Below are 23,769 nucleotides of genomic sequence, written 5' to 3'. Positions count from 1 at the left end.
TTAATATTTAGATGGGGTACTTTAGCCCCATCTATGAATCACATCAACCAAACCGTCATCTAAGATTTAATGGACTAAAACTTTAATAAGAACGAGTCAGTAACCCTAAAATAGATTCACTAGACTCACCAAAATACAAAGTTATTGATTTTGTCTCTTCCTGCGCGAAACTTCCATCCTGCACAATCCGTGTAGGTGAGGCGTATTGCTCATTACCAAAATAGGCTTTTATTTGACTTGGCTTAAGTGACACACCACTACCAGAATGGTTTGTTATCGTGGCTTGCACCATGCGTTTACCACCTTGACTACTATAAATGTCGTATGACTCTAAACTGAAGTAGCTATATGCAGGTCTATCTCGACTGCTTTTAGGCTCTGGAACATACTGTGAGCCATCAATAGTTCTTACATAGTGCATACTATCTTGGGATTTTTGCTGTGACTCTTTAATTCCCTCTAGGCTATCTTCGATATTACTCAGGTCCACCTTATCGTTATTCCAAGCCGCTAAACTCGTAAAAGAACTTAACAGCAATACCAAGGCACATAAATTACGAACCATCATTATTCACTCCATCGGTTGTGGTACGAAAAGGGCAATCAGGCTATCACTTGCATTAATGATGTCAATAACACCTAAGTTAATATCATGTTAATTTGAAGCTTCAGGCCTTTATATTAATGATTACAAACTGTTAGAATCAAATGACCAATTGATCGCATCAACCACTAGTGACATGAGGGACGAACTTATGCCGACAGTTAATATTATTGGATTGGGAAGCCTAATTGGATTCGTGGCAGCAAAGAGTTTTTAAACTTATTTGAATACCACGACATACCTCGCCCAGAGTTTGACATAACTAGACTCATATCCATATTGGACAGCCCTTCATATAAGGGTAGCTATTTCAGTATAAAGAAGGATTACAAGGAGGGAAGAAAAGTTGAATTCGACGCAATATTCAAAGCGACTTGCGATCTCGCTGCTCTCTATAATATTCCATTTAGCAAAAGTTCGGCCGTAAGCCAAAACATAGAAGATTTAATCACTACACCAAGAACACTCTGAATGTGACGTGTTCGATATTCTTTTATACATACGACGTTGAATATTTCCTGACTATACCATTGCAACTACACTTCATTGATTGAATGGAGGAATTTATGAACACACGTCTATTAACTTTAGCTACTCTTTTATCGACAAGCACAGCTATGGCAGGTGAGAACAAAATTTACAATGTAAATGGTCAAGAATACGAGGGATACTGGGCCAAAACGAGCGAGAAAGCACCACTGGTATTACTTATCCATGACTGGGACGGCCTCACAGACTATGAGAAAAAAAGAGCTAAAATGCTGAATGATTTAGGCTATAACGTCTTTGCAGCGGATCTTTTTGGTAAAGGCATTCGTCCTACAGAAGTGAAGGATAAAAAACAACATACGGGTGAGCTATACAAAGATCGAGAGAAGTTGAGAGCGTTAGTACTAGGCGGCTTAGATTATGCTAAAAGCCTTGGTGCAGATTCGAATAATGTTGTAGTAATGGGATATTGCTTTGGCGGTGCAGCGACGCTTGAAGCTGCGCGTTCAGGCATGAAAGCGAAAGGCTTTGTCACCTTTCACGGCGGCCTGAAAACACCAGAGGGCCAATCATATAAAGATACTTCCGCGCCAATATTGGTGCTTCATGGTACTGCTGACAGCGCGATTACCATGGATCAGTTTGCAACCTTAGCCAATGAGCTAGAGAATGAAAACGTAGACCATGAAATGATTACTTACAGTGGTGCGCCACATGCTTTCACTGTGTTCGATAGCAAACGCTATAGAGAGAAAGCGGACAAAAAGTCTTGGCTGCGCTTTACCGAGTTTCTTGAATCCGCCACTCAGTAGTCAATATACGCCCCATGAACAACATCATGGGGCATTAATGCTATGCTAAGGGGCAGAATCTACTTCTGCAGGAAGGTAATGTTTAGGCTCAAGCTTCAACCACTCTGGTAACACAGTCCCTATAGAAATTGATGACCAAGTGCCCGAAAGAATACCAATGAACATCGCAATGGCAAACCCTTCAAGTGCATTACCTCCCATGATCCATAAAGCCGTCACGGTAAGTAAGGTAGTACCTGACGTTACCATGGTCCGAGAAAACGTCGCTATCACCGCTTGATCATTAATGTCTTCTATCGGTGTTGATTGCTTTGCAACTAACAACTCTCGAATTCGGTCAGCAATGATTATTGAATCGTTGAGTGAGTAGCCCAAGATAGCCAAAATGGCGGCAAACACGGTTAAGTTAAATTCCATCTGAGTCAGTGCAAAAAAACCTAATACCAAGACGACATCATGAATAAGTGCGAGTAAAGAACCACTAGCCAACCTCCACTCAAAGCGGAAGCACAAGTAGCCAAGAATACACATCATAGATATGAGTAATGCTAAACCACCTTGGTCAACCAAATCTTGACCGACTTGAGACCCAACCATACTGTTACTAATTACATCGACATTATGCGAAATACCTGCCAATAACGCCGTTATATCAGGAGATTCCACACCTTCATCCGGCACTGGATAGCGTATAATCCAACGCCCTTCTTGGTCAGAGTGGGTTACCGAAGTAAATTCACCTAAGTTAGGTCTAAGGTGCTCAAGTAAATCATTATTGCCCAAATTTTTATCCACTTGAACTTCTGTCACCATACCGCCAGTAAAATCAAGCCCCATATTTAGGCCTTTAGTTACAAATGCAGCCACAGACACAACCATCAAGGCAACTGAAACGAAGCTGGTAATATAACGAATTCGACGAATATTATTCTTAAGATAGTGAACCATGATTACACCTTTACATTGCGGCGGCCATCACGACCCCAAACCAAATTAATGATCGCTCGTGAAGCGAAAATACCAGTAAACATACTGGTCAACAGACCCAGTCCTAACGTCAATGCGAAACCTTGAATTGGACCGTTGCCAATTGAATAAAGAACGACAGCGGTGATCATAGTGGTAATGTTGGCATCGAGTATTGTACTTAGTGCACTATCAAAACCTTGATCAATGGACTGGGCAAAAGTGCGGCCTTCTGCCATTTTGTCTTTTATTCTCTCAAATATCAGTACATTAGTATCTACGGCCATACCTACTGTCAAAACCAAGCCAGCAATTCCGGGCAAAGTGAGGACTGCACCGGGAAGTAAAGCAATAAGCCCTAATAAGCTTACCATATTGATCACCAATGCCACATTTGCAACCCAACCTAAGCGGCGATACCACAGTGCCATAAAAGTTAGAGTCATTGCCATTCCAAGAGCTAAGGCAGCAAAGCCATTTTCAATATTTTCAGCTCCAAGAGAGGCCCCTATCGTGCGCTCTTCTACGATAGTCACAGGAGCAGTTAATGAACCTGCTCGCAGCAATAAAGCTAAATTTTGCGCTTCATCTAATGACCCTGCCCCTGTGATCCGAAACTGACTACCTAATTGAGACTGAATGGTTGCAACACTAATGACCTTCTCAGTCCTTTCTGTCTCACCATTAGCATTAGTTGTGTACTCGCGATATACCGTTGCCATTGGCTTACCGATATGCTTTCCAGAGAAGTCACTCATTATCTTACCACCAGCATGATCTAGAGAGATGTTCACTTCAGAAAATCCCATCTTATCCATTCCAGCCCGAGCATTCACAATATGCTCACCAGTTAGAACGGGACGCTTCGACAAAGTAACATCACGCCCACTATTATCTTTTAAAACAATATCTCCATAAGACGATGGTTCTGAACCTGATTTAGCTTCATGAAATGCAAGAGTGGCGGTTGCGCCAATCACGTTCTTAGCTTGTGACGGATCTTGGACACCAGGAAGTTCAATTCGGATACTATGCTCACCTTGACGCTGGACCATAGCTTCTGTAATACCCAGCTCTTCAATTCGATCACGCATAATTTTTAAATTCTGCTTTATGGTCACCGATTGAAATTCTGACTTATTCTGGGCTGTTGGCTTCACAGCTAAGTGACCAGAATGACGTTTAACATCCCAACCCGCATAGTTTTGGCGGATATAATTTGCCGATTTTGTCAATGCGTCACTAGAGTTACTCTTAAGGTCAAACCCATCGACACCGACCTGAGAGAGTTTCACTCCTCGCAAATGCTCTTGACGTAGCATATCTCTGATTTCGTCGATAATGGTGTTGCGCTGCTCTTCAAATGCTTTATCTACATCAACATTAAGTAGAAATTGAACGCCGCCTCGTAAATCTAAGCCAAGCTTTATTGGGTTGAACCCAAGTTCACTCAACCATTTGGGCGCCACAGACACATAAGAAAAAGAAATAGAGTCTTGCTTACCAAGTAAAGTATTTAGCATTTCTCTCGCATTCGTTTGGTCTGTCTCATTATTGAATACGACTGTCGTTCCGCCCTGCTCTTGACGAACTTCTTTAACGTGAATATTGTTTTGCTCAAAAAATCGATTCAGTTCTAGTGGATTATCTACAACCTTGTTTTCATGTGACGTTGTCACCTGAATAGAGGGTTGCTCCCCATACCAAGTGGGTATTGCGCTTAATGTCAGAATGACGACTGTCACAATTAATACCGCATACTTCCATCCGCAATAGCGATTTATCACTCTAGGTTGTTTTTTGTTCGGGTGACTATTCTTCATATTGATATCTTAGTTATTTTTACCGAGCCAAAGTCATGCTTAAGCTATATAAGTTTGTATAGTCCAAGTGAACAATGCATTTGATAGAAACAGAAATATCATTAATGACAATGCATTGTGCTTTTATATGCTTCAAAAATAGAAGCGCGAGGAAATCAGGAATAACTTCCTAGTTTAAATGGAATGATTATGAGAAGTGGCCATTAAGAGCGACATACAATGCATTAGACTCTTTCCAACCAGAAATTCGGTATGGAGAATGAAACCCTAACCAATGATTTATTCGACTGCTAGAAAAAAGTGTATCTGTAGTGATATTTAGGAATGATTTATCAAAACTGTCCCCATCAAAAGGAAAGTCTTGTTTAGTATCGCTACCATCTCGAGTCAATGAGCTTAGGCGTACAAACTGACCGGTGGCTAGCAGGTCTGCGTCAACTCCAGACTTCGAGACAGGTGAACTAGGACCATCGATTTCTGATGACTTTGTAAATATCGGGATACTTCCTACCGAATCAACAGTAAGATCGTAGCTGGTGTTATGAGTAAGCGGTTGGCTCGCTGCACTCGTGCACTTTGTTAGATACGACAATGCTTGCGATGGTAATGCCAAGGCAACCAATACAATCCAACAAAACGATGCAAAAAAGCGCTTAATCATTCACAAAACCAATAAAATGTAACTCTGACATCCTAATGTCTAGTGACATTACGGACAAATAAAAAAATCTAAAATGATGGACGTTAGCCTCTCGATTCCAATTGAAACATCAATTTAGATAAAGAAAAATCAGTAAAACACCTGATCTATCGATAAAAGATTTCTCCCGTCCGAACATCTAGGTAAATCTTGTTAGCCTGTTTAATGCCTCCGCAATAGATAAAATACACATCTCGATATTTAAAAGTCAGTGAGCGTATCCATCCATTAGTTTCTTCAAAATCTTCTGGGGTGCATGTCTTTTCTTTTAGCAACTCATCGGAAATTTTCACAAACATTTCAAAATGCTGTTTGAAATCATCTGACTTTTCGATATAACTGCTTACGGTATTTACTCTCTCCTCCTTTGTGATTGTCGGGGCAATTTCCACTAAGGCTTCCATAGGTACCCACTCAGCAATTTCTTCACCACCTTCTTCATAAACATAGTAACGAGAGATTCGACCCCAGCCATTTTTTTTCTCTAAAATATGCAGTTTCTCTCCTCGATAAACCAAGCTTTCGACAAAAGCGTCATACCTAGGTGCCTCTCTCACACCCAATTTATCCGGGCTCACATAGTAATCAGTTACTTCAGGCTCAGGGTGTCTATGCTCTTTTTGTTTACCAATAATAGGTTTGGGAGGTTTCTTATTCCTTTCTCTTTCCGCTGCTGCTTCGGCATCTTGCTGCGGCTTAAAGTAAAAGATGTAATACCCTCCCCCCGCGCAAGCTAGACCAAGTAGCAGCACAACAAACATTAATATCTTTTTCATATAGGTTTGGCGTCTTTTCTATACTTAAATCATATTTCACCAATACTATAGCTAATATGATATTTAACAGGCTATATATCACTATAGCGGCAACTTTAGTGTTCACTTTACCAATGAAAAGCACAGCGAGTCACTGTGTTGAAACGACATGGAACAAAGCACTCATTTTGCAACAAGAGATCGAGGTCTGGTACAACGAAAAAGCTAGAAACTTCAATGATTTTTTAAATTCACATCGACAAACCACCCTCTTACACAAAAAATATACTCAAAGCGAACTTGTCGCTTTGATTCAATCAAGTAATGATTCTGAGCAAAAGCAGATTCGTCAGCAGCTCAAGATCTCTGAGCAAACTGTCGCTATGCTCCAAGGTGAGGTCAAGCGAATAAGTGAGCAATCCGATCAGGTTAAGATCGCCTACGCGAATTGGGCCAGTATATACGATCACTGTAACCAAGCTGGCTTGGCAATCAACAGTTCTTCAAGTCAACGCTATATGCAGCTCAATCAAGAAATACTCTCAGATACAAAAAATTTGCTTAGTAAATATAAATTTCTTTTAGGAATTTATAATCAGGAAGTGAAAGCATTAAAAATGCAACAAATTACTATAAAGTAAACTTTATCTTTAGTAACAGATGGTTAGAGAAAAACACCAACCAGAAGAAAAAGAAAATTGCTGAAAAAAGACGCTTGTATTTCTCAACACTCAAACAATCACAACAACTCAGATTATATCCACCCAATAGTTAGTTCGAACATTTTATAATCACTCGCAATTGTCGATAAAAACCTTTCTATAAAATTTGGACTTTAGGAATGATAACTAACAATATTACTAATGCGCTTCTTGGCAGCATTGAGCAAAAGGCTCCACAAGTAGCCCCTGAGAACATCGAAGCGTACCTTGCAACGATAAGCAAAGCCGAGAACGATCTAGAGAAAATCGACCCGGCTATCGCACAACTCAACAAAGGACCAGCAGATTCCGAAGTACTGGCAATGGTTGCTGCCCACCAAAAACAGGTGGTCCAATCTATGGTGAGTAGCAATCCTGAAGATGCGATTGCGTTGACTCTTGCTGCTAGTATAGAGGCTTACAGCAAACAATTGGAAGACATACAAGCATGGACTGAGGGCGGAAGTGCTGTTCTAGAACCAATGCTAGATATGATATACCAGTCTATCCTCGCAGACGGTGTTGATGGCACCGAATATGAGGACCTTATGCAGTTGTTAGTGATGGATTTGCTGCTAAACGCCGATGCGTGGGGATTGAATCTCAGTGACCTATTGGGTCCAGACTATGAAGTGTACTTTGCTCAGATTACTGAACACTTTGGTAGTGGTCTACACTATCCATATGGACAAATTGGCAACCATCCTCCAGAAGAAGTCATTGGCTGGTTTCTAGGCACAGTTATAACACAACTCACTCCCTATGTAGGCAATAAAATTCCAGTAGACTCACTAACGGGTCAGATTGTAACGTTTTTCAATGAACCTGCAAATAAAAGTGGCTTGGAGGATTGCGCTGACAACTACTTTACCGACCCAAATGGGTTTATTAATGGTTCTGACGATGTTGAAAGAAATGGCTATCAGTTCGTCGATATCGATGCGAGCGAATGTGAGAGACTAAGCCCTACTCTAAAAATATTCGTCTTGGCTGAAGCCGCAGAGAATGGGCAAGTCTCAGCAGAAGACTGGGAAAACTTTCTTACTGGCGATATTGAAGATGCAGAGGAAATTTTAGGCCTTAGCGACGGAGGAGTTGGACAGTATTTATGCGATATGGATGAGTGGACCCCAGAATGGGGACCTTTCCCTGACTATTCAGGATCCAACGGCATCTATCCTGATGACTTAATTGCCACCTTAGAGCACTTCCCAGGAAGAGAACTCACAGACGAAGAACTAGAAGAAGTGAACCGAATCGGCGATCAGGTAAAAATGCTGCAACAGACTCTTAAATACTGGTTACAGATATGTCGTGATGAGCAAATGGCTATCGCTCGTAACATCTAATTATTAAATCTTTGATAGAGAGTCAAGATTTTCTTTTCTGACTCTCTATCTAGCTTAACAGATCGTCAAAAGCATTGAATTTTTCGACAACCATCAAATCACAGCACTCATAGCTCTCATGCTGAGATTATCAAACCCAAGCCATTCATAGATTCACAAAAACTCAGGTTAAATCCGTCTAACTACTTAGAAGACAAGCTTATAATCGCTCAAAGTCGTGCTACTTTACCCAACTACTTCAGGAATTTTTGGAATGATAACCAACAATATTACTAATACGCTTCTTGGCAACATCGAGCATACAGCCCCAAAGGTCGCACCAGAAAACGTTGAAGCCTATCTTGCAACAATTAAAAAAGCTCAAAGAGACCTTGAAAAAATAGACCCCGCCATCGCTTTACTCGACAAACAACCAGCAGATTCTGAAGTTTTGGCCATGGTGGCTGCCCACCAAAAAAAAGTTGTCCAGTCTATGGTCAGTAGCAATCCTGAGGATGCGATTGCATTAGCACTCGCGGCAAGTATCGAAGCATATAGTGCACAACTTGAAGCAATAGAGCAACAAACTAAGGGCCTAGGTGCATTTGAAGATGCTATGGAAGTCATGTGGGAAGATATATCCCAAACATCTCCATTAACGGGATACGCCTTAGAAGATGCTTTTCAACTTGTTCTTATGGACGTGTTAATCCATGCCGATGAATACAACTTATCTCCTAAAGATATGAATACACTACAACGTTTTATGGAATGTGGTGGTTCAGGAATGCATGGTTCTCACGAACACTATAATGGCGATGACTTTGCCGACGATATCACAAGCTTATTTAATAGTATTTACAACCAAGCGCCAGCTGATAGCCTTGCGTATACAATTACTCGTTCGATGCAAAGTCAATCTAACTGCCCTGATGCTTTAGTTCAGCAGTTTGAAAACGGCTGGGGGAATTTGGACCAATGGTATGACGACTGGAATAATGGCGTGGGTGACGTTTCTCCATTAATGCGTATGGCATTACTCTCTAGTGTGCTAGCTGATGAGTCTATAGAACTCACCACCGAAGAATATAATATGTTTCTTACAGGTAGCTTGGCTGATATTGATGCCTTTATGACAGATAAATATGGTAAAAATACCATTACTTACATCAATAGTGACCTTGATGGCTGGAATTACCACTATGATACTAGTCCAGACGAAAACGAAGGTTACGGTATGAATTTCTGGTCTTCACAAGGCGTCACGGTAGATTACTTCATGGAACTGTCCGAAAACCTACCTGCTCGGCCTCTCACCGACGAAGAACTGAAAGAAATTAACCGAATCGGTGACCAAGTAAAAATGTTGCAACAAACGCTTAAATACTGGCTTCAAATATGCCGCGATGAGCAAATGGCCATTGCTCGTAACATCTAATTATTAAGCCTAGATAGAGGTTCAAAATCCTCTTTTCTGATCCTCTATCTCGGCTTAACATAGCGAGCAACACTCACTTTTTGTCAAACCATCAAATCTCGACATCAATAGTTCACAAACCAATAGATTCATATCTAAGTCATTCATAGATTCATAAAAACTCAGGTTAAATCCGTCTAACGACGTAAAAGACCTGCTTATAATTGCACAAAGTCATCCTACTTTACCTCACTACTTCAGGAATTTTTGGAATGATAACCAACAATATTACTAACGCGCTCCTAGGCAGCATAGAACATACAACTCCACAGGTAGCACCAGAAAACGTTGAAGCCTATCTTACAACAATTAAGAAAGCAGAAAGAGACCTTGAGAAAATAGACCCCGCCATCGCGTTACTCGACAAACAACCAGCAGATTCCGAAATTCTCGCCATGGTTGCCGCCCACCAAAAACAAGTTGTCCAGTCTATGGTGAGTAGTAATCCAGAAGATGCGATTGCTCTCGCATTAGCCTCTAGTATTGAGGCTTACAGCCAACAGTTAGAAATAATCTACGGTTGGACAAATGGCGGTGTAGAAATGTTTGAGTCCGCTTTGTGGCTAATGTTAGAAGGCATTGAAGCAGATGGTGTCCAACCAGAAGAGCTGGAAGATCTTTTTCAAATCGCACTACTAGACATAATGATTCACCCAGAAAAGTACGGGTTGGAAAACTGGTACGCAGCGAACAAAGAAGACATCAGCCATATTCTTGAAAGCACTGGAAGCGGCAGCCACGGTTTGCATGAATCAGATTATGATACGCCAGAAGAACTTGCTGAGGTCACTAAGAGCCTATACGAAGGCATTATGAATAACGCAACTATTCCGGAAGGCTCTTTATTGGATGAGGTTATGTCAGCATTAGAGGGTTTTGAGGATGCTGATGGTGCTACGGGTTCTGATGCCTTATATTCACAAATCAACGACCACTATTATGATGACTATGGTTGGTGGACAGAGGGTACAGCTGACGATCTAAGCCCTATGCTACGCTTATTTCTTCTTAGTGAAGTGTTATCCAACAACCCTAAAATGTCGCAAGAGGACGTTGAGCTGATATTAACGGGATCTTTAACTGAAATTGATGATCTAATTAAAAAGACGTTCGGCTCTGGCACCGCACTCGAGTTCTTGTGCGATAACACCACTTGGCAAATCCAGACAGGATATAATTACCCAGATGGCAAAACTACCCAGATTGATTGGAAAGGCGATGGTATAGACAATAATGATCTGGATGATCTCTATAACAACTTCGAAGGAAGAGATCTCACCGACGAAGATATTGAGGAAATTAACCGAATCGGTGACCAAGTAAAAATGTTGCAACAAACGCTTAAATACTGGCTTCAAATATGCCGCGATGAGCAAATGGCCATTGCACGCAATATTTAGCACGAAAAATCAGCTGGATAAATCGGAATAAAAAAGGCCTGAAGTACTGGGGGAAGTGTCGCTTCAGGCCGTTAAAAATTAACTTAGGCTGTCACATTTAGCAGCACAAATAAAATCGTTACGATGCAGTCCTTTTATGGCATGACTCCACCATGTTACTGTTACCTTACCCCACTCTAAAAGTATCGCTGGGTGGTGGAATTCATCTTCAGCAAGCTGTGCAATATTGTTTGAAAAATCCCATGCAAGTTGAAAATTCTTGAATTTATATACTTTTTCTAACTGAGGAATATCATCACGAATGATAATTTGCCAGTTATCCAGCTCCGTCAGCAGAAGTCTTTGTTCTTCTTGTGTTAATGCGTTCGACTCGGGGCTGCACGCTTCACAGCGCAATTCATTAAGCATGTTGTTTTTCCTTTGGTTCAAATAGTGGGGACAGTAATCCAGCCTTCATAGCCCTATGGACGTGAGACATTAAGTCCTCTTGGCTGAGTTGGTAAAGCTGTTCGATGTTGTTCAGATAGAAGTATGCTGGCTGCATAATATCAATACGATAAGGTGTACGTAGCACGGTATGAATATCAAATATTTCTCTTACCGGTCTCTGGTCATTCAGCGCATATACTGTTTCTCCAGGCGAGGATAGAATACCTCCACCATAGATTTTAAAATCTTCACCTTCCTTAACCAAGCCAAATTCAACAGTAAACCAGTAGAGCCTAGCTAGATAAACTCGCTCTTTGCTGTCAGCATCACGCCCCAATTGACCATAGGTCTGAGTAAAACGAGCGAACTCTGGATTGGTCAACATCGCACAATGGCCAAATATTTCATGGAAGAAGTCAGGCTCCTGTAGATAGTCAAACTCTTCTCTTGAGCGTAAGAAAGTCGCGACGGGGAACTTTTTGTCTGCCAGCAAAGAAAAAAAGCGGTCAAAGTTAATTAGAGCTGGGACAGGTTCGACTGCCCATCCTGTCTCTCTTTGTAAAACACGATTAATTTCCGGCAATTGAGGAACTCTATCGACAGGTAAGTCCAACAACTCCAAGCCACGTAAATATTCTTTACAGGCGCTATCATTTACCAAGGATAGTTGGCGTGAAACTAAGTCATGCCAAATCTGGTCTTCTTCTCGGCTCCAATCCACAAGCCCTTGATTATTAATAGGTTTAGAAACGTAATCACTCATGGCAACGCTCTTTAACAAGTCCTTTACATAAAGCCTATCGCCTGACTAAATCGGTGACAATCGGCGCTCATAGATCCTCCACACAGAGTTGTGTAACATTTTCTTTACAAATATAAACTTTCTTCTTAATTATCAATCATATGATTGTTTGCTGTTTGTTTGACTTTAGACGCTTTTAACACAAGACTTAGCCATGTTTGAAAGGAAACTACTTGAGACGAGGAAGTCATGTCTATTCAAGATATCACCATACCTGCCCCTATCTGGGTACCCACTAGTCAGCGTATAGAGGCATCCAACCTGCATCAGTTTATAAAGCATATCAACATGCAGGGTGAAGCTTTAGAGTCCTATTCTGACTTGCATCAATGGTCGATAGAAAATCCAAAGCAATTTTGGGCAAACCTATGGCAATTCTGCGATGTTATCGGCTTCAAAGGTGACTGTATTTATGGTGAAGGCGTGCCGAAATGGAACCAACTCTTGCCAAGCCGGGATACCATATGGTTTCCACAAGCCAGAATGAATTATGCTGAAAACTTGCTCGCCTACGCTTTTAAGGAGCCGAATAGCGTCGCCATATTATTTAGTAACGAGCTGGGTGAGGAAACCGAAATCACTCGGCAACAACTGTGTGATAAAGTGTCTCTTGTGCAACAGTGGCTAAAACAATCTGGGGTCGGATCTGGTGATGTGGTTGCAGGTTACTTACCTCATATGCCCGAAACCGTTATCGCTATGCTGGCTACAACCAGTCTTGGTGCTATTTGGACCTCAACTTCTCCAGACTTTGGCGTAGAAAGTGTCAAAGAACGTTTTGGTCAAGTGCAGCCAAAAGTGTTGTTTTGCTGCAATGGCTACAGCTTCAATGGAAAAGTCTTTCACATGAAAGACAAAAATACTCAGATTGCTGATAATATTACGAGTATCCAACATGTGTGCTGTATCAATTACCTGAAAGAAACCAATGATAACTATGTCGGAAATGATCGAGTCATTGACTGGGAGTCTGTAGTTTCCAGCTTCATTCCGCAGCCTATCGAGTATCAGCATATCGGGTTTAACGACCCTCTTTTCATCCTCTATTCTTCGGGAACTACAGGAAAACCAAAGTGTATTGTTCACTCAGTTGGAGGAACAACATTAAACCATCTAAAAGAGCATCAACTGCATTGCGATGTGCAGCCACGCGACCGGATATTTTATTACACCACCTGTGGTTGGATGATGTGGAATTGGCATGTATCGGCATTAGCTAGCGGCGCAACCCTAGTTATATTTGATGGTAGTCCAATGTACCCATCTGAAAGTGCTCTTTGGGACATAGCTGAAAAATATAATGTTTCCTTGTTCGGAACTTCAGCCAAATATTTGGAAGCACTGGAAAAGGCTCAGTATTCCCCTATTCAACAGCATAACTTGAGTCACCTTAAAACCTTATGCTCTACAGGGTCAGTCTTGTACCCGAGTCAGTTTGATTATGTATACAAGCAAATAAAAACCGATCTACATTTAGCCTCTATTTCTGGTGGTACCGATATATGTGGCTGCTTTGTATTAGGAAATCCCATTTCGCCAGTATATCGCGGCGAATGTCAGGCACCAGCTCTTGCTTTGAATGTGCAAGTATTTAATGAACAAGGCCAAACTGTTGTCAAACAGCGCGGTGAACTGGTTTGCCTAAACAGTTTTCCCAACCAACCTATCGGTTTTTGGAAAGATAATGGCGAGCGTTACCATAACGCCTATTGGGACAAATATCCAAACGCCTGGCATCATGGTGATGATGTCGAGAAAACAACCTGCGGTGGAATGATATTTTACGGTAGGAGTGACGCTACTCTCAACCCAGGAGGAGTGAGAATAGGAACGGCTGAAATCTATCAGCAGGTCAATCAACTTGCCAAGGTAAAAGATTCTATTGCTGTTGGTCGAGTCGTAGATGGTGATGAAAAGGTGGTCTTATTCGTTCAATTAATTGGTAATGTCGAACTTGATGAAGAGCTTATTGCGAACATCAAGTTACAGCTCAAAACCAAATGCTCGCCTAGACATGTTCCCGCTGAGATATATGCCATCAGCGACATCCCTAAAACTAAGTCAGGAAAGCTTGTCGAGCTAGCCGTAAAACAAGTACTGCATGGCAAAGAAGTCAAAAATAAAGGAGCAATAGCTAATCCTGAGGTGCTTGAAGAAATTGCGCAATACTCTATCCAAACGACGATATAGCTCTGAAGCCCGAGTGAAACAACTCGGGCTTTAAATCTTTTCAATACGATTTATTTTTTGGCAATCGCCATTAATACTGTTGATTTGCCTCTCGGCGTCTCAATACTAAATGGTGTCGTTACTTCAACTTCATCAAAACCGACGCTACTCAGAACTTGCAAGACATGTGTCGGTGTCATTGCACCTGCTTCATTGTGCTCAGAAAACCAATCCCAATGAACGAAATACTTCCCTTTGTCCAGTAAGCTAAAGACAATATCAGCCACATCTGAATAATTTGGTAAAAAGCTGCATACTGATGACGCGACGACCAAATCAAATTGATGGCGAAACGCAGGGTGCATTGCTACTAATCCGCGAGTTAAAATATCGACAACCGGTTCTACGTTATGGAGCTGCTTGCCATCAAGTTGTTCAATCATTGCTTCTGAACTGTCTAGTGCCACAATATCCTTCACAAGTGGAGACAACTTTTGACTTAGCAAACCAGTACCACAACCAAAATCCAGAACTCTTAAATCTTGAATATCAACAATTTTTTGAAGAGATTCAAAGGCTTTATCCGCATACAATAATGCAGAAGGTTCATTATCCCAGTCTGCTGCGTATTCGTCCCAGCTCTTAGCCATCATGATCTCCCTATAACTTCATTCAATTTGGCGCTGAACAAGATTACCAAAACTACATTAAATTCATAGCTTTTCGCTTCATAAAATACGTAAGATTTGTGTATCCTTGTAACATAGATATGCATACTCACCAGAGAAGTGACGGATCAAGATGAACCAATCTCAAATTGAAGCTTTTTGCATGGTCGCGGATACTGGTTCAGTTTCAGGCGCCGCTAGGCAGCTAAATTGCAATCGTACCAAGCTTAGCATGTCGATAAAAGCACTAGAGAAAGAGCTCCAAATTGAGCTATTTAATCGTACTGGTAATCATCTCACTTTATCTGAAGCTGGCAAGGCAATTTATAAAGATTGTCAGAGCATACTGGTTACGCTGTCGCGAATAAGACAAACTTGTGCTCAGGTTTCAGGAGAGTTTAATGCAGAGGTGTGGATAGCAAGAGATGATTCACTTCCTGATGACATGTGGCAAGAATTCTCACACAAACTCAATAATATGTTTCCTGCTACCTCCTTTAATATTGTGCTGGCATCGAGCGGAGATCTGACAAATTTAGTCGCCACTCAACAGGTCGACTTTGCATTTGGTGTCGACTACGAGAGAGTTGATGATCCTTTGATTAGCTATCACCCATTAGGGAAGATTCGCCTAATGTCAGTATGTAAAGCTGATCACCAACTCAGTAAAATGCGTCGCGTATCAGACGAGCAATTACGCCATGCAATGCAAGCGGTTATGGTTTATCTCAATGAGAAAGATAACCCTGAACTTCAGCCTTTTTCCCTGCGACACATAGGCTTTTCAAGCTTTGATAACATACTAAGCACAATTCTGACCGAAGATGCATGGGGCGTGCTGCCAGAGCCGCTTATCCGCCATTATCTTCGTCAGCAAAAACTGGCGGTTATCAAACATACCTACGGATTAACCCAAGAAGATTACTGCATGTTTACGGCTGCTGGTATGACTGAGCACCCTGGTATGTCATGGCTGGCTGATAGACTGAATGAATACTTATTTGATTTCTAGCCATTCTCCGAGCGTAACAAAATAAGGCTTTACTTGTGCCACATTCACCCATCATTGAAACAATGGTCACAAACCAGACAGCCATAGTCAAAAAAATTGACACTAAAACTTTGCTTTATGCCATTGAATTTTATTACAAAAAATTAGACAGGCCCATAATCGGTCATTATTAATACAAATAACATTTGCAAAATCGAGCTTTAGTAAGAAAAATAAGAGAGTGAATATAACCGAGATCACTCAATGTGTGCAAAAACAAGCTTGAACGAAAAACGCATTCTGATTTTTTCAGCGCTTTTAGCGTCAGGCTTTGCCGTGGGTGGACTCATTCTTGGGGTGCTTGTTGGGTCTCTTGTGATAGTGTTTGATGGCGTCTATTCTTCTGTCAGTTTGGTGCTAACTTTATTGTCGCTCGCAGTATCAAAATATATTCAAAATCCATCTCGCCAACATTTTCCATTCGGAAAAGCAGTTCTAGAACCCGTAGTGATCGCTATCAAAGGTAGCGTCATTCTCATCATAGTTAGCTACTCATTGTATTCTGCAATCATCGCTCTTTTTACTGGTGGCCGAGAAGTTGACGCATCCATTGCTACCCTGTTCGGAATCGTTAACGTATTAGGGTGTGGGTATGCATGGTGGTATATAGCTCAAAAATCGAAACGCTTCTCTTCTGGCCTAATCACAGCAGAAGCTAAACAGTGGCAAATGGACACATTGATAAGCGTAGCGGTGACATTAGGTTTCATTTTTGCCTGGGTAATGACACTATCACCCTTTGAGGAATATTCGGTTTATGCTGATCCTGTAATGATGATCCTTATGTCCTTTTATTTCATCAAAGTACCCGCTGATATGCTAAGAGAATCCATTCGAGAAATGCTCATGATGTCCCCCAGCACAGACATTCTTGAAGTAGTTGATAAAGAGGTCTGCGCTTTAGACAAACAATCCGTGCAACACATAGAACTCGACGCAGTAACTAAAGTAGGACGAGAGCTTAGGATAAGCGTGAACATCCATTCAAACGACAAACAACTCGCTATATCCGATATTAAAAGAACTCAGCGGATTTTAAAGCATAAGCTGTCTAAACTGTCGCTTGACCTCCGGCTGAACTTGAATATAGCCAGCTAATTCATTGCGAATTGTTTTAAATTGACTTTGTTCCGTACTCAATACTTTCAAATTGAGAATCAAAATAAACAGATCTTCCAAATCTTGAACACAAGATACGCAAGGATCATCCGCTATTTTTTCATTAACACGCATTAAATGGCATGTAACTAACTGATATTATTGGTTGGTAAACGGATCTTTTTTCGATAGCCAAATAAGCGATTATTGATGAGCAACCCATTCGAGTGGAACTTGAAACCACGGATGCTTAGTCATGTACTCAAGGGTAAAGACACCTAGTCCTTACCCCTATTTGATCTAGTCTTTTTACGTTGCTCACAAAGTAACATAACTTTGAGTTTCTCTTGCGTACCGTAGGTATTCCATTCAAGAATTTCAACCAGAGAACGATAGCAACCAAGGCATATATCTTGTTCATCGAGGCAACACATGCGAATACACGGTGACTCAGGTACTTTATTCACATGCTCTTTCCTCTTCTACATCCCCTATAACGTTAGTGAGAGAAAACCCAGCTGTCGAATAAATACATTTGAATAGGATACCTAGAGGTAGTATTAACTCGTTACTTCACTTGAAGACTTGAACGTTTCCTCATACAAGGCCATAAAGTCCTTCCTGATGTCTTGCTCAAGATGGGTTGCTTTCTCCGTAGGACAAAAAAGCATGAAATGAACAACTTGTTCACCTGTCGGGGCACTGCTGATATGAATATGAGGTTCAGCACCAGGCAAGTCAACACCGGCATGTTTCTCAATCATGGAATTATAGCGAACAGCGACATCACTGAAATAATGACAATGCTCATCAATCTTATTAACCATAATCGGCAACAGAGGATAAAGATTAACGAACTCAGCGACCACAATAGAAAAGTTATGATAAACATAGCGTTTCATGAAGTTGAGATTTTTGACTGGGTAGGTGAAAAACATGCTATTTGGCAGAGTTGCTGTCTTTCCTGTGTAATGATATTGACCATGGTGCAAGTCAATTTCTTGAATTACAGTTGCCATCATGTTGTGTTCAATAACTTCACCACATAATTTGCCAACTTCAATCCAATCACCAATTCGAAAAGAGCGGGAACTAGCGCGCTGAATAGAGCCCGTGAAACACAAAATTATCTCTTTTGATGCCACCACTATTGCAACAGCGATAGCTGTCACTGACAAAGCAAATTCATTGATCTCCGATTTCCATAGTATGAACAAGAGGATGAGAGTGACAGTAAAAGTCCCGTTCTTTGTTCTCGACATCCAGCTGCGCTGTTTTTCAGTGATAAACGCTACATCACCACGAATTTTCGATAATACAATTTTTCGAACAATCGTAATAAGCCCAATAATAAGCAGCGTAAAGATAAATTTGTGAGTCAGTAGAAAATCGATTACAAGATACAAATGATTCATCCCCAGCTCCCCCCATCTAAGTAAATAACACTAGGGTAAACCCCAAGAAAAGCTCACTTTATAGCAAGGGGCCGAGACTGCCAATATTTATTGGCTCATGCAACTCAATCTTGGAACCACACTGACTACTTAAAACGCGCAGAGGTAATAAATTCGCCAAAAGTCTCACACCAGACTATAACTGTATTGTATTGAGACAAATCTAATTCATGAGGCAGATTAAGGGCAAACCTATCAAATGTCTTAACGTCTCCGACTTTTGCCATAGTGTGCTTTTGTTCATTGAATTCCTTTTCTGTTTCAATGAAGTTAGGGGATAAATAAAGCTTATAGTCAGGACCGGGAGTAAGCTCACCAACAAAAGCAATTTGTTGGTCACTTATCGATACGGATCCTTCACCCCAATGCAGAAAGTCGCTGTCTTTGCGATCACGCTGAAAAGTCGCCGTATAAATCGCGTTATTAGTCACCATTTCGACAGAGTTCATAGAGGGTGAATCTGGCTGGATAAGGATTGGTAAAGCATACACACCAAGCGCAAAGCCCAAAACACCACAAACCAGATGTGTAAACAGTAAGCCAATTTTTTTCATTCAAAGACCTATGATTAATTTATCTGTAAGAAAACCGAGTAAACAACTAGATAATAGATACCATCTATATATTTGCTCTCAAATTGGTAGTGTTTTCCTACATAAATCACAATGTTAACAAGTCAAGCTACTCATATCGATGCCTTTTTACGATTTATAAGTGCATTGATTCTGTCATTGATTTCCTAGTTACACTAATGAAATATGCATCAAGTTAATGTAAAACCATAGACAAAGATCACAAAACTGATTATGAAACAAAACACATTTCTATTTTATGTTTGCAAATTGTTAACAGGCATCTAGCTTTATAACTGTATCAACTAACGTACTCGTGAACCAAGTATTCACGGACAACGTCAGAGGCTAACACAACGCAAACACAACTATATAGCCCCACTGTTAAGTGGGGCTTATTTATTTGCGCAGTTTTTATTATTTTTGGCAACACAAGGTCCGCCAAGTTAAACTAGATTTCTACTTATAGTGTTATAAAATAACAATCGAAAATCATTAACCATGGAAACCTTGTGGAACACGATTACACCCTACTTTATTTGGAAAATACTTCCAGCGATGAGCTAGAGGAACTCAGTCTAAGAATCATACATCGACTAATCGATGAACAATCAATGACAGAGCTTTTTACATTTGATAGTGAGGAAACAGATTCTGAAGATAAATTCCAGCAAGCACAGTTTGATGCCCTGCTGAGAATGAGTGCGATCGCATTGAGTCAGTTACCTGCTCTTTTCAGTGATTCTGAACATTCAGCGCAGAACATTCGGCGTATGCAAAGACTGCTTTTGTGGCACTTTTACGCTGTATCTTTCAAACTGGAACAAGCTATTCTACTTGAAACACATTGCGCGCACGTTGAGGTTCTGCTCGATGAAGCCCCAAGCAATACAATAGAATGGGTTGCAAGTTTAACAGACTTGCTTCGGCAATACGCAACGATTGCCAGCAAATAAGAATTATCAGAGACTAAGCTAGGTTCTATGATGTTTACTCACAGCATAGAACCTCATTCGTTTTTAGCGTCTATTAATCACTTGCAAGTACAACTCGAGCATTTTTATTTTGCAGCGGACGATTGTTTTCACCCATGACTTTCTGCATTTGTTGGGCTTGTTCGGAGGTTAACGCCTGTGGCGATCTGGCCACGATCCAACGTACACCTTCTGAGCAAGGAGGGGTGGTCAGAGAACCATTAAAACGATAATATTTGGTCATCTTAGGCAGCATATCCGCTACAGGAAATGACTCTTTCAAAGAAATAGTCTGATTTAACTTAGGCATCGATTCCGTAAGCTTACTTATCTCTTCATTTTTGCCATTTCCAAGATCATACATCACTGATACAACAGCTAAATGTCCCGCTTTATCAGCATTGACAAAATGCGCTTCTAGAGGGTAAGTGTGACCTTTGATATGGTTTTCAGAAGGGGTATGGAAATGAAACTGAACCAAGTTAAATTCAACACCATCAAGTATAAAGGAGTTGTCACCCGTAACACCTGCTTGCAACGTATGACCATTGTTGGTCAAGCCTGTGACCATGCCCTTGTATTGGATGTTTAGTGACTCTAGCTCAGCTTCCACTGTATCATTAATATCAATAGGGCTTTGGTTTTTTCCTAGTGCACATCCTTTAGCAAACTCTCCCCAGTGGTCAGGACCAGTCTTTCCCTCATATCCCCACTCTGCAGCTTGGGTAATACTGCACATTGACATCATCAGACTCATTGCCATTATTGTCTTCTTGATCATATTCTTCCTCTTCCTTTAATCAGACAAGCATTAACATCGAAGTATCATAAGTCGGAGATAAAATTTACAGGCAGTAAAAGATCGTAAAACAAAGCAATTAAATATCAATATGGAGGATAAAGAGGAAAGAATAAAATGTATGCTTTTATCCGTTGCAAACTCGATAACAAAAGCAAACGACCAAGCACTAAGGCTCAGCCGCGTATTCAACTTTTGTATTAAATTAAAACTCGGTTAAAAGTTAATACAAAATCAATCATTATTCCCAATCAAGGATAACTTTACCAGACTGTCCACTGCGCATTGCATCAAAGCCTTTTTGGAAGTCATCCACTTTAAAGTGGTGCGTAATGATTGGCGTTAGATCTAGGCCAGATTGAATCAATGACGCCATCTTGTACCAAGTCTCGAACATCTCTCTACCATAGATGCCTTTGATGACCAGACCTTTAAAGATGACTTGGTTCCAGTCAATGCCCATATCTGATGGTGGAATTCCTAAAAGCGCGATACGGCCACCATGATTCATGGTTTTTAACATACTGCTAAATGCAGCCTGAACCCCAGACATTTCAAGCCCAACATCGAAACCTTCAGTCATGCCCAATTCTGTCATCACATCTTCTAGACTTTCATTGGCAACATTGACGGCACGGGTCACACCCATCTTGCGTGCAAGATCCAAGCGGTACTCGTTAACATCTGTGATAACCACATGGCGAGCGCCAACATGTTTAGCAACAGCCGCTGCCATAATACCAATTGGCCCAGCGCCTGTTATCAGCACATCCTCACCAACGAGATCAAATGATAAAGCAGTGTGGACCGCATTGCCAAAGGGATCAAAAATCGAGGCAAGATCATCGGAAATACCATCTGGGATCTTAAACGCATTAAATGCAGGAATAACCAAGTACTCAGCAAAGGCACCTTCGCGGTTGACACCAACCCCCACTGTATTGCGGCATAAATGTGTTCGACCACCACGACAGTTGCGACAATGACCACAGGTAATGTGCCCCTCTCCAGAGACACGATCACCAATTTCAAAGCCCCGAACCTCTTGGCCGATACCGACAACTTCACCGACATATTCATGTCCTACAACCATAGGAACAGGAATCGTATTTTGCGACCATTCATCCCAGTTGTAGATATGGACATCAGTACCACAAATAGCGGTTTTTTTAATTTTGATTAGGATATCATTGTGACCAAGCTGTGGCTTGTCCACTTCAGTCATCCATATACCTTGTTCAGGTTTCAGCTTCGACAGGGCTTTGATTTTCATTACTTAATAATCTCCATATCTCGACCAACTTCGATGAAAGCATCAATCGCACGGTCTAATTGCTCATGAGAATGTGCTGCTGACATTTGAGTTCGGATTCGAGCTTGGCCTTTGGGTACAACAGGGAAAGAGAAACCAACAACATAAATACCTTTTTCTAAAGCTCTTTCCGCAAACTCTGCCGCAACTTTTGCGTCACCAAGCATAATAGGGATGATAGCGTGATCGGCTCCAGCTAAAGTAAAACCAGCTTCAGTCATACGAGTACGGAAGTGCTTGGCGTTTTCCCAAAGACGATCGCGAAGGTCACCACTTTCTTGCAACAAGTCAAGAACGCGAATTGATGCATTAACAATCGCTGGTGCGACTGAGTTAGAGAAAAGATATGGGCGTGAGCGCTGACGTAGCCAATCAATCACTTCTTTCTTACCTGACGTATAGCCACCTGAAGCACCACCCATAGCTTTACCAAGCGTACCTGTGATGATATCGATGCGCTCAACGACATTGTGGTATTCGTGTGTTCCAGCTCCGGTTTTGCCCATAAAGCCGACAGCATGAGAGTCATCAACCATAGTAAGTGCGCCATACTTCTCAGCCAAATCACAAATTTCAGGCAAGTTCGCCACTACACCATCCATTGAGAATACACCATCTGTAACAACCAGGATGTTACGTGCTCCTGCTTCTTTCGCGGCAATCAACTGCTCTTCTAACTCTTGCATGTTGTTGTTCGCATAACGAAAACGCATGGCTTTACACAAACGAACGCCGTCAATAATAGAAGCGTGGTTCAACGCATCAGAAATGATGGCGTCTTCTTTACCAAGAATCGTTTCAAACAATCCCGCATTCGCATCAAAACAAGAAGTGTAAAGAATCGTATCTTCTTTACCTAAAAATGTTGAAAGCTTCTGCTCTAACTCTTTATGGATATCTTGAGTACCACAAATAAAGCGAACCGACGCCATACCAAAACCATGCTGGTCCATACCCGCTTTACCAGCTTCAATTAATTCTGGATGATTGGCTAGACCTAGGTAGTTATTTGCGCAGAAATTTAATACTTCTTCACCAGTAGAGATCTTCACAGCAGCTTGTTGCTGAGAGGTGATAACGCGTTCTGATTTATAAAGACCTTCCGCCTTTACTTCTTCAATCTGTTGTTTTATTTGATCATAAAATCCAGAAGCCATGTTCAATTCCTTGTTAGTTATAATATTAGCCATTGCGCTATAAGCCGTATCTAGCCAGAAAAAGTCTCAGCACTCGGACGACATTGAGCTCAGGGCGTAAGTGTAATCCAAGCTCACCGTTTTCATTATCCCGTCTTTTGGAAAAACATTAATGAACCCTAGGAACAAATAAGGCTTTTTTATGACCTAAATCACATGATAAGATGGATGGAGTGAAATGATAAGCTGA

At 41.2% G+C, this 23,769-nt stretch carries 23 protein-coding genes; 9 read left to right on the top strand and 14 right to left on the bottom strand.

Annotated features, from left to right (window positions below; all coding sequences use genetic code 11):
- Positions 1-82: 82 nt before the first annotated feature.
- Positions 83-568 carry a hypothetical protein gene (locus FIV01_RS20185; RefSeq protein WP_152432727.1) on the bottom strand — a complete coding sequence of 162 codons (486 nt, stop codon included), beginning with the start codon at positions 566-568 and terminating at the stop codon, positions 83-85.
- Positions 569-1,170: 602 nt separating this feature from the next.
- Between FIV01_RS20185 and FIV01_RS20180 the strand changes: the two genes are divergently transcribed.
- A complete protein-coding gene (locus FIV01_RS20180) occupies positions 1,171-1,905 on the top strand; it encodes a dienelactone hydrolase family protein (RefSeq protein WP_152432726.1) in 735 nt (244 codons plus the stop codon).
- A 45-nt stretch (positions 1,906-1,950) separates the two neighbouring features.
- On the opposite strand, the gene secF is transcribed toward FIV01_RS20180, so the two are convergent.
- The 4 genes from secF to FIV01_RS20160 all read right to left on the bottom strand — a co-directional run bounded on the left by secF (position 1,951) and on the right by FIV01_RS20160 (position 6,170).
- The gene (secF, locus tag FIV01_RS20175) at positions 1,951-2,853 is read right to left on the bottom strand and encodes a protein translocase subunit SecF (RefSeq protein WP_152432725.1); all 903 of its coding nucleotides are present in this window, start codon (positions 2,851-2,853) and stop codon (positions 1,951-1,953) included.
- A gap of 2 nt (positions 2,854-2,855) precedes the next feature.
- Positions 2,856-4,694 (bottom strand): protein translocase subunit SecD, encoded by a 1,839-nt coding sequence (secD, locus tag FIV01_RS20170; protein ID WP_152432724.1) that lies wholly within the window; start codon positions 4,692-4,694, stop codon positions 2,856-2,858.
- A 187-nt stretch (positions 4,695-4,881) separates the two neighbouring features.
- A complete protein-coding gene (locus FIV01_RS20165) occupies positions 4,882-5,355 on the bottom strand; it encodes a hypothetical protein (protein ID WP_152432723.1) in 474 nt (157 codons plus the stop codon).
- 146 nt (positions 5,356-5,501) lie between these two features.
- A complete protein-coding gene (locus tag FIV01_RS20160) occupies positions 5,502-6,170 on the bottom strand; it encodes a flagellar basal body-associated FliL family protein (RefSeq protein ID WP_172971886.1) in 669 nt (222 codons plus the stop codon).
- A 113-nt stretch (positions 6,171-6,283) separates the two neighbouring features.
- On the opposite strand from FIV01_RS20160, the gene FIV01_RS20155 reads away from it, so the two are divergent.
- The 4 genes from FIV01_RS20155 (at position 6,284) to FIV01_RS20140 (ending at position 11,055) form a co-directional block, all read left to right on the top strand.
- Complete coding sequence (locus FIV01_RS20155) at positions 6,284-6,790, top strand: hypothetical protein (protein ID WP_152432722.1); 507 nt, start codon at positions 6,284-6,286, stop codon at positions 6,788-6,790.
- 200 nt (positions 6,791-6,990) lie between these two features.
- A complete protein-coding gene (locus FIV01_RS20150; protein ID WP_152432721.1) occupies positions 6,991-8,199 on the top strand; it encodes a hypothetical protein in 1,209 nt (402 codons plus the stop codon).
- Positions 8,200-8,452: 253 nt separating this feature from the next.
- On the top strand, positions 8,453-9,616 hold the full coding sequence (locus FIV01_RS20145) for a hypothetical protein (protein WP_152432720.1): 1,164 nt from the start codon (positions 8,453-8,455) through the stop codon (positions 9,614-9,616).
- A gap of 251 nt (positions 9,617-9,867) precedes the next feature.
- Positions 9,868-11,055, top strand: a complete 1,188-nt coding sequence (locus tag FIV01_RS20140; RefSeq protein WP_152432719.1) for a hypothetical protein — start codon at positions 9,868-9,870, stop codon at positions 11,053-11,055.
- Between the two features lie 78 nt (positions 11,056-11,133).
- Here the strand turns inward: FIV01_RS20140 and FIV01_RS20135 are convergent, their stop codons facing one another.
- Positions 11,134-11,463, bottom strand: a complete 330-nt coding sequence (locus tag FIV01_RS20135) for a 4a-hydroxytetrahydrobiopterin dehydratase (protein ID WP_152432718.1) — start codon at positions 11,461-11,463, stop codon at positions 11,134-11,136.
- Positions 11,456-12,247, bottom strand: coding sequence for a phenylalanine 4-monooxygenase (gene phhA / locus FIV01_RS20130; RefSeq protein ID WP_152432717.1), 792 nt, complete (start codon positions 12,245-12,247; stop codon positions 11,456-11,458). The genes FIV01_RS20135 and phhA overlap by 8 nt, the downstream gene beginning before the upstream one ends.
- Positions 12,248-12,475: 228 nt before the next feature.
- Between phhA and FIV01_RS20125 the strand changes: the two genes are divergently transcribed.
- Positions 12,476-14,476 (top strand): acetoacetate--CoA ligase, encoded by a 2,001-nt coding sequence (locus tag FIV01_RS20125; protein WP_152432716.1) that lies wholly within the window; start codon positions 12,476-12,478, stop codon positions 14,474-14,476.
- Positions 14,477-14,526: 50 nt separating this feature from the next.
- Here FIV01_RS20125 and FIV01_RS20120 read toward each other — a convergent pair whose 3' ends face one another.
- On the bottom strand, positions 14,527-15,105 hold the full coding sequence (locus tag FIV01_RS20120; protein ID WP_152432795.1) for a class I SAM-dependent DNA methyltransferase: 579 nt from the start codon (positions 15,103-15,105) through the stop codon (positions 14,527-14,529).
- Between the two features lie 151 nt (positions 15,106-15,256).
- Here FIV01_RS20120 and FIV01_RS20115 point away from each other — a divergent pair, with 151 nt between their 5' ends.
- Together FIV01_RS20115 and FIV01_RS20110 are read left to right on the top strand one after the other, a co-directional pair.
- Positions 15,257-16,135 (top strand): LysR family transcriptional regulator, encoded by an 879-nt coding sequence (locus tag FIV01_RS20115; RefSeq protein ID WP_152432715.1) that lies wholly within the window; start codon positions 15,257-15,259, stop codon positions 16,133-16,135.
- A 243-nt stretch (positions 16,136-16,378) separates the two neighbouring features.
- Positions 16,379-17,272: a cation diffusion facilitator family transporter gene (locus FIV01_RS20110; RefSeq protein ID WP_152432714.1), complete on the top strand. Its 894-nt coding sequence runs from the start codon at positions 16,379-16,381 to the stop codon at positions 17,270-17,272.
- A 278-nt stretch (positions 17,273-17,550) separates the two neighbouring features.
- Here the strand turns inward: FIV01_RS20110 and FIV01_RS20105 are convergent, their stop codons facing one another.
- The 3 genes from FIV01_RS20105 to FIV01_RS20095 all read right to left on the bottom strand — a co-directional run bounded on the left by FIV01_RS20105 (position 17,551) and on the right by FIV01_RS20095 (position 19,280).
- Positions 17,551-17,739, bottom strand: coding sequence for a DUF1289 domain-containing protein (locus FIV01_RS20105; RefSeq protein WP_281361442.1), 189 nt, complete (start codon positions 17,737-17,739; stop codon positions 17,551-17,553).
- 93 nt (positions 17,740-17,832) lie between these two features.
- Positions 17,833-18,687: a mechanosensitive ion channel family protein gene (locus FIV01_RS20100; RefSeq protein WP_152432713.1), complete on the bottom strand. Its 855-nt coding sequence runs from the start codon at positions 18,685-18,687 to the stop codon at positions 17,833-17,835.
- A gap of 125 nt (positions 18,688-18,812) precedes the next feature.
- Positions 18,813-19,280, bottom strand: a complete 468-nt coding sequence (locus FIV01_RS20095; protein ID WP_152432712.1) for a DM13 domain-containing protein — start codon at positions 19,278-19,280, stop codon at positions 18,813-18,815.
- A gap of 530 nt (positions 19,281-19,810) precedes the next feature.
- On the opposite strand from FIV01_RS20095, the gene FIV01_RS20090 reads away from it, so the two are divergent.
- A complete protein-coding gene (locus FIV01_RS20090) occupies positions 19,811-20,254 on the top strand; it encodes an exoribonuclease R (protein WP_152432711.1) in 444 nt (147 codons plus the stop codon).
- A 73-nt stretch (positions 20,255-20,327) separates the two neighbouring features.
- Here the strand turns inward: FIV01_RS20090 and FIV01_RS20085 are convergent, their stop codons facing one another.
- From FIV01_RS20085 to FIV01_RS20075, 3 genes are all read right to left on the bottom strand, one after another.
- Positions 20,328-21,050 carry a carbonic anhydrase gene (locus tag FIV01_RS20085; protein ID WP_152432793.1) on the bottom strand — a complete coding sequence of 241 codons (723 nt, stop codon included), beginning with the start codon at positions 21,048-21,050 and terminating at the stop codon, positions 20,328-20,330.
- A 262-nt stretch (positions 21,051-21,312) separates the two neighbouring features.
- Complete coding sequence (tdh, locus tag FIV01_RS20080) at positions 21,313-22,344, bottom strand: L-threonine 3-dehydrogenase (protein WP_152432710.1); 1,032 nt, start codon at positions 22,342-22,344, stop codon at positions 21,313-21,315.
- A complete protein-coding gene (locus FIV01_RS20075) occupies positions 22,344-23,540 on the bottom strand; it encodes a glycine C-acetyltransferase (RefSeq protein WP_152432709.1) in 1,197 nt (398 codons plus the stop codon). The genes tdh and FIV01_RS20075 overlap by 1 nt, the downstream gene beginning before the upstream one ends.
- Between the last annotated feature and the right edge of the window lie 229 nt (positions 23,541-23,769).

The organism is Vibrio aquimaris, assembly GCF_009363415.1.
Taxonomy (GTDB): Bacteria; Pseudomonadota; Gammaproteobacteria; order Enterobacterales; family Vibrionaceae; genus Vibrio; species Vibrio aquimaris.
Note: the sequence above shows the minus strand (reverse complement) of the source record. Positions and strands in the feature narration are given on the sequence as shown.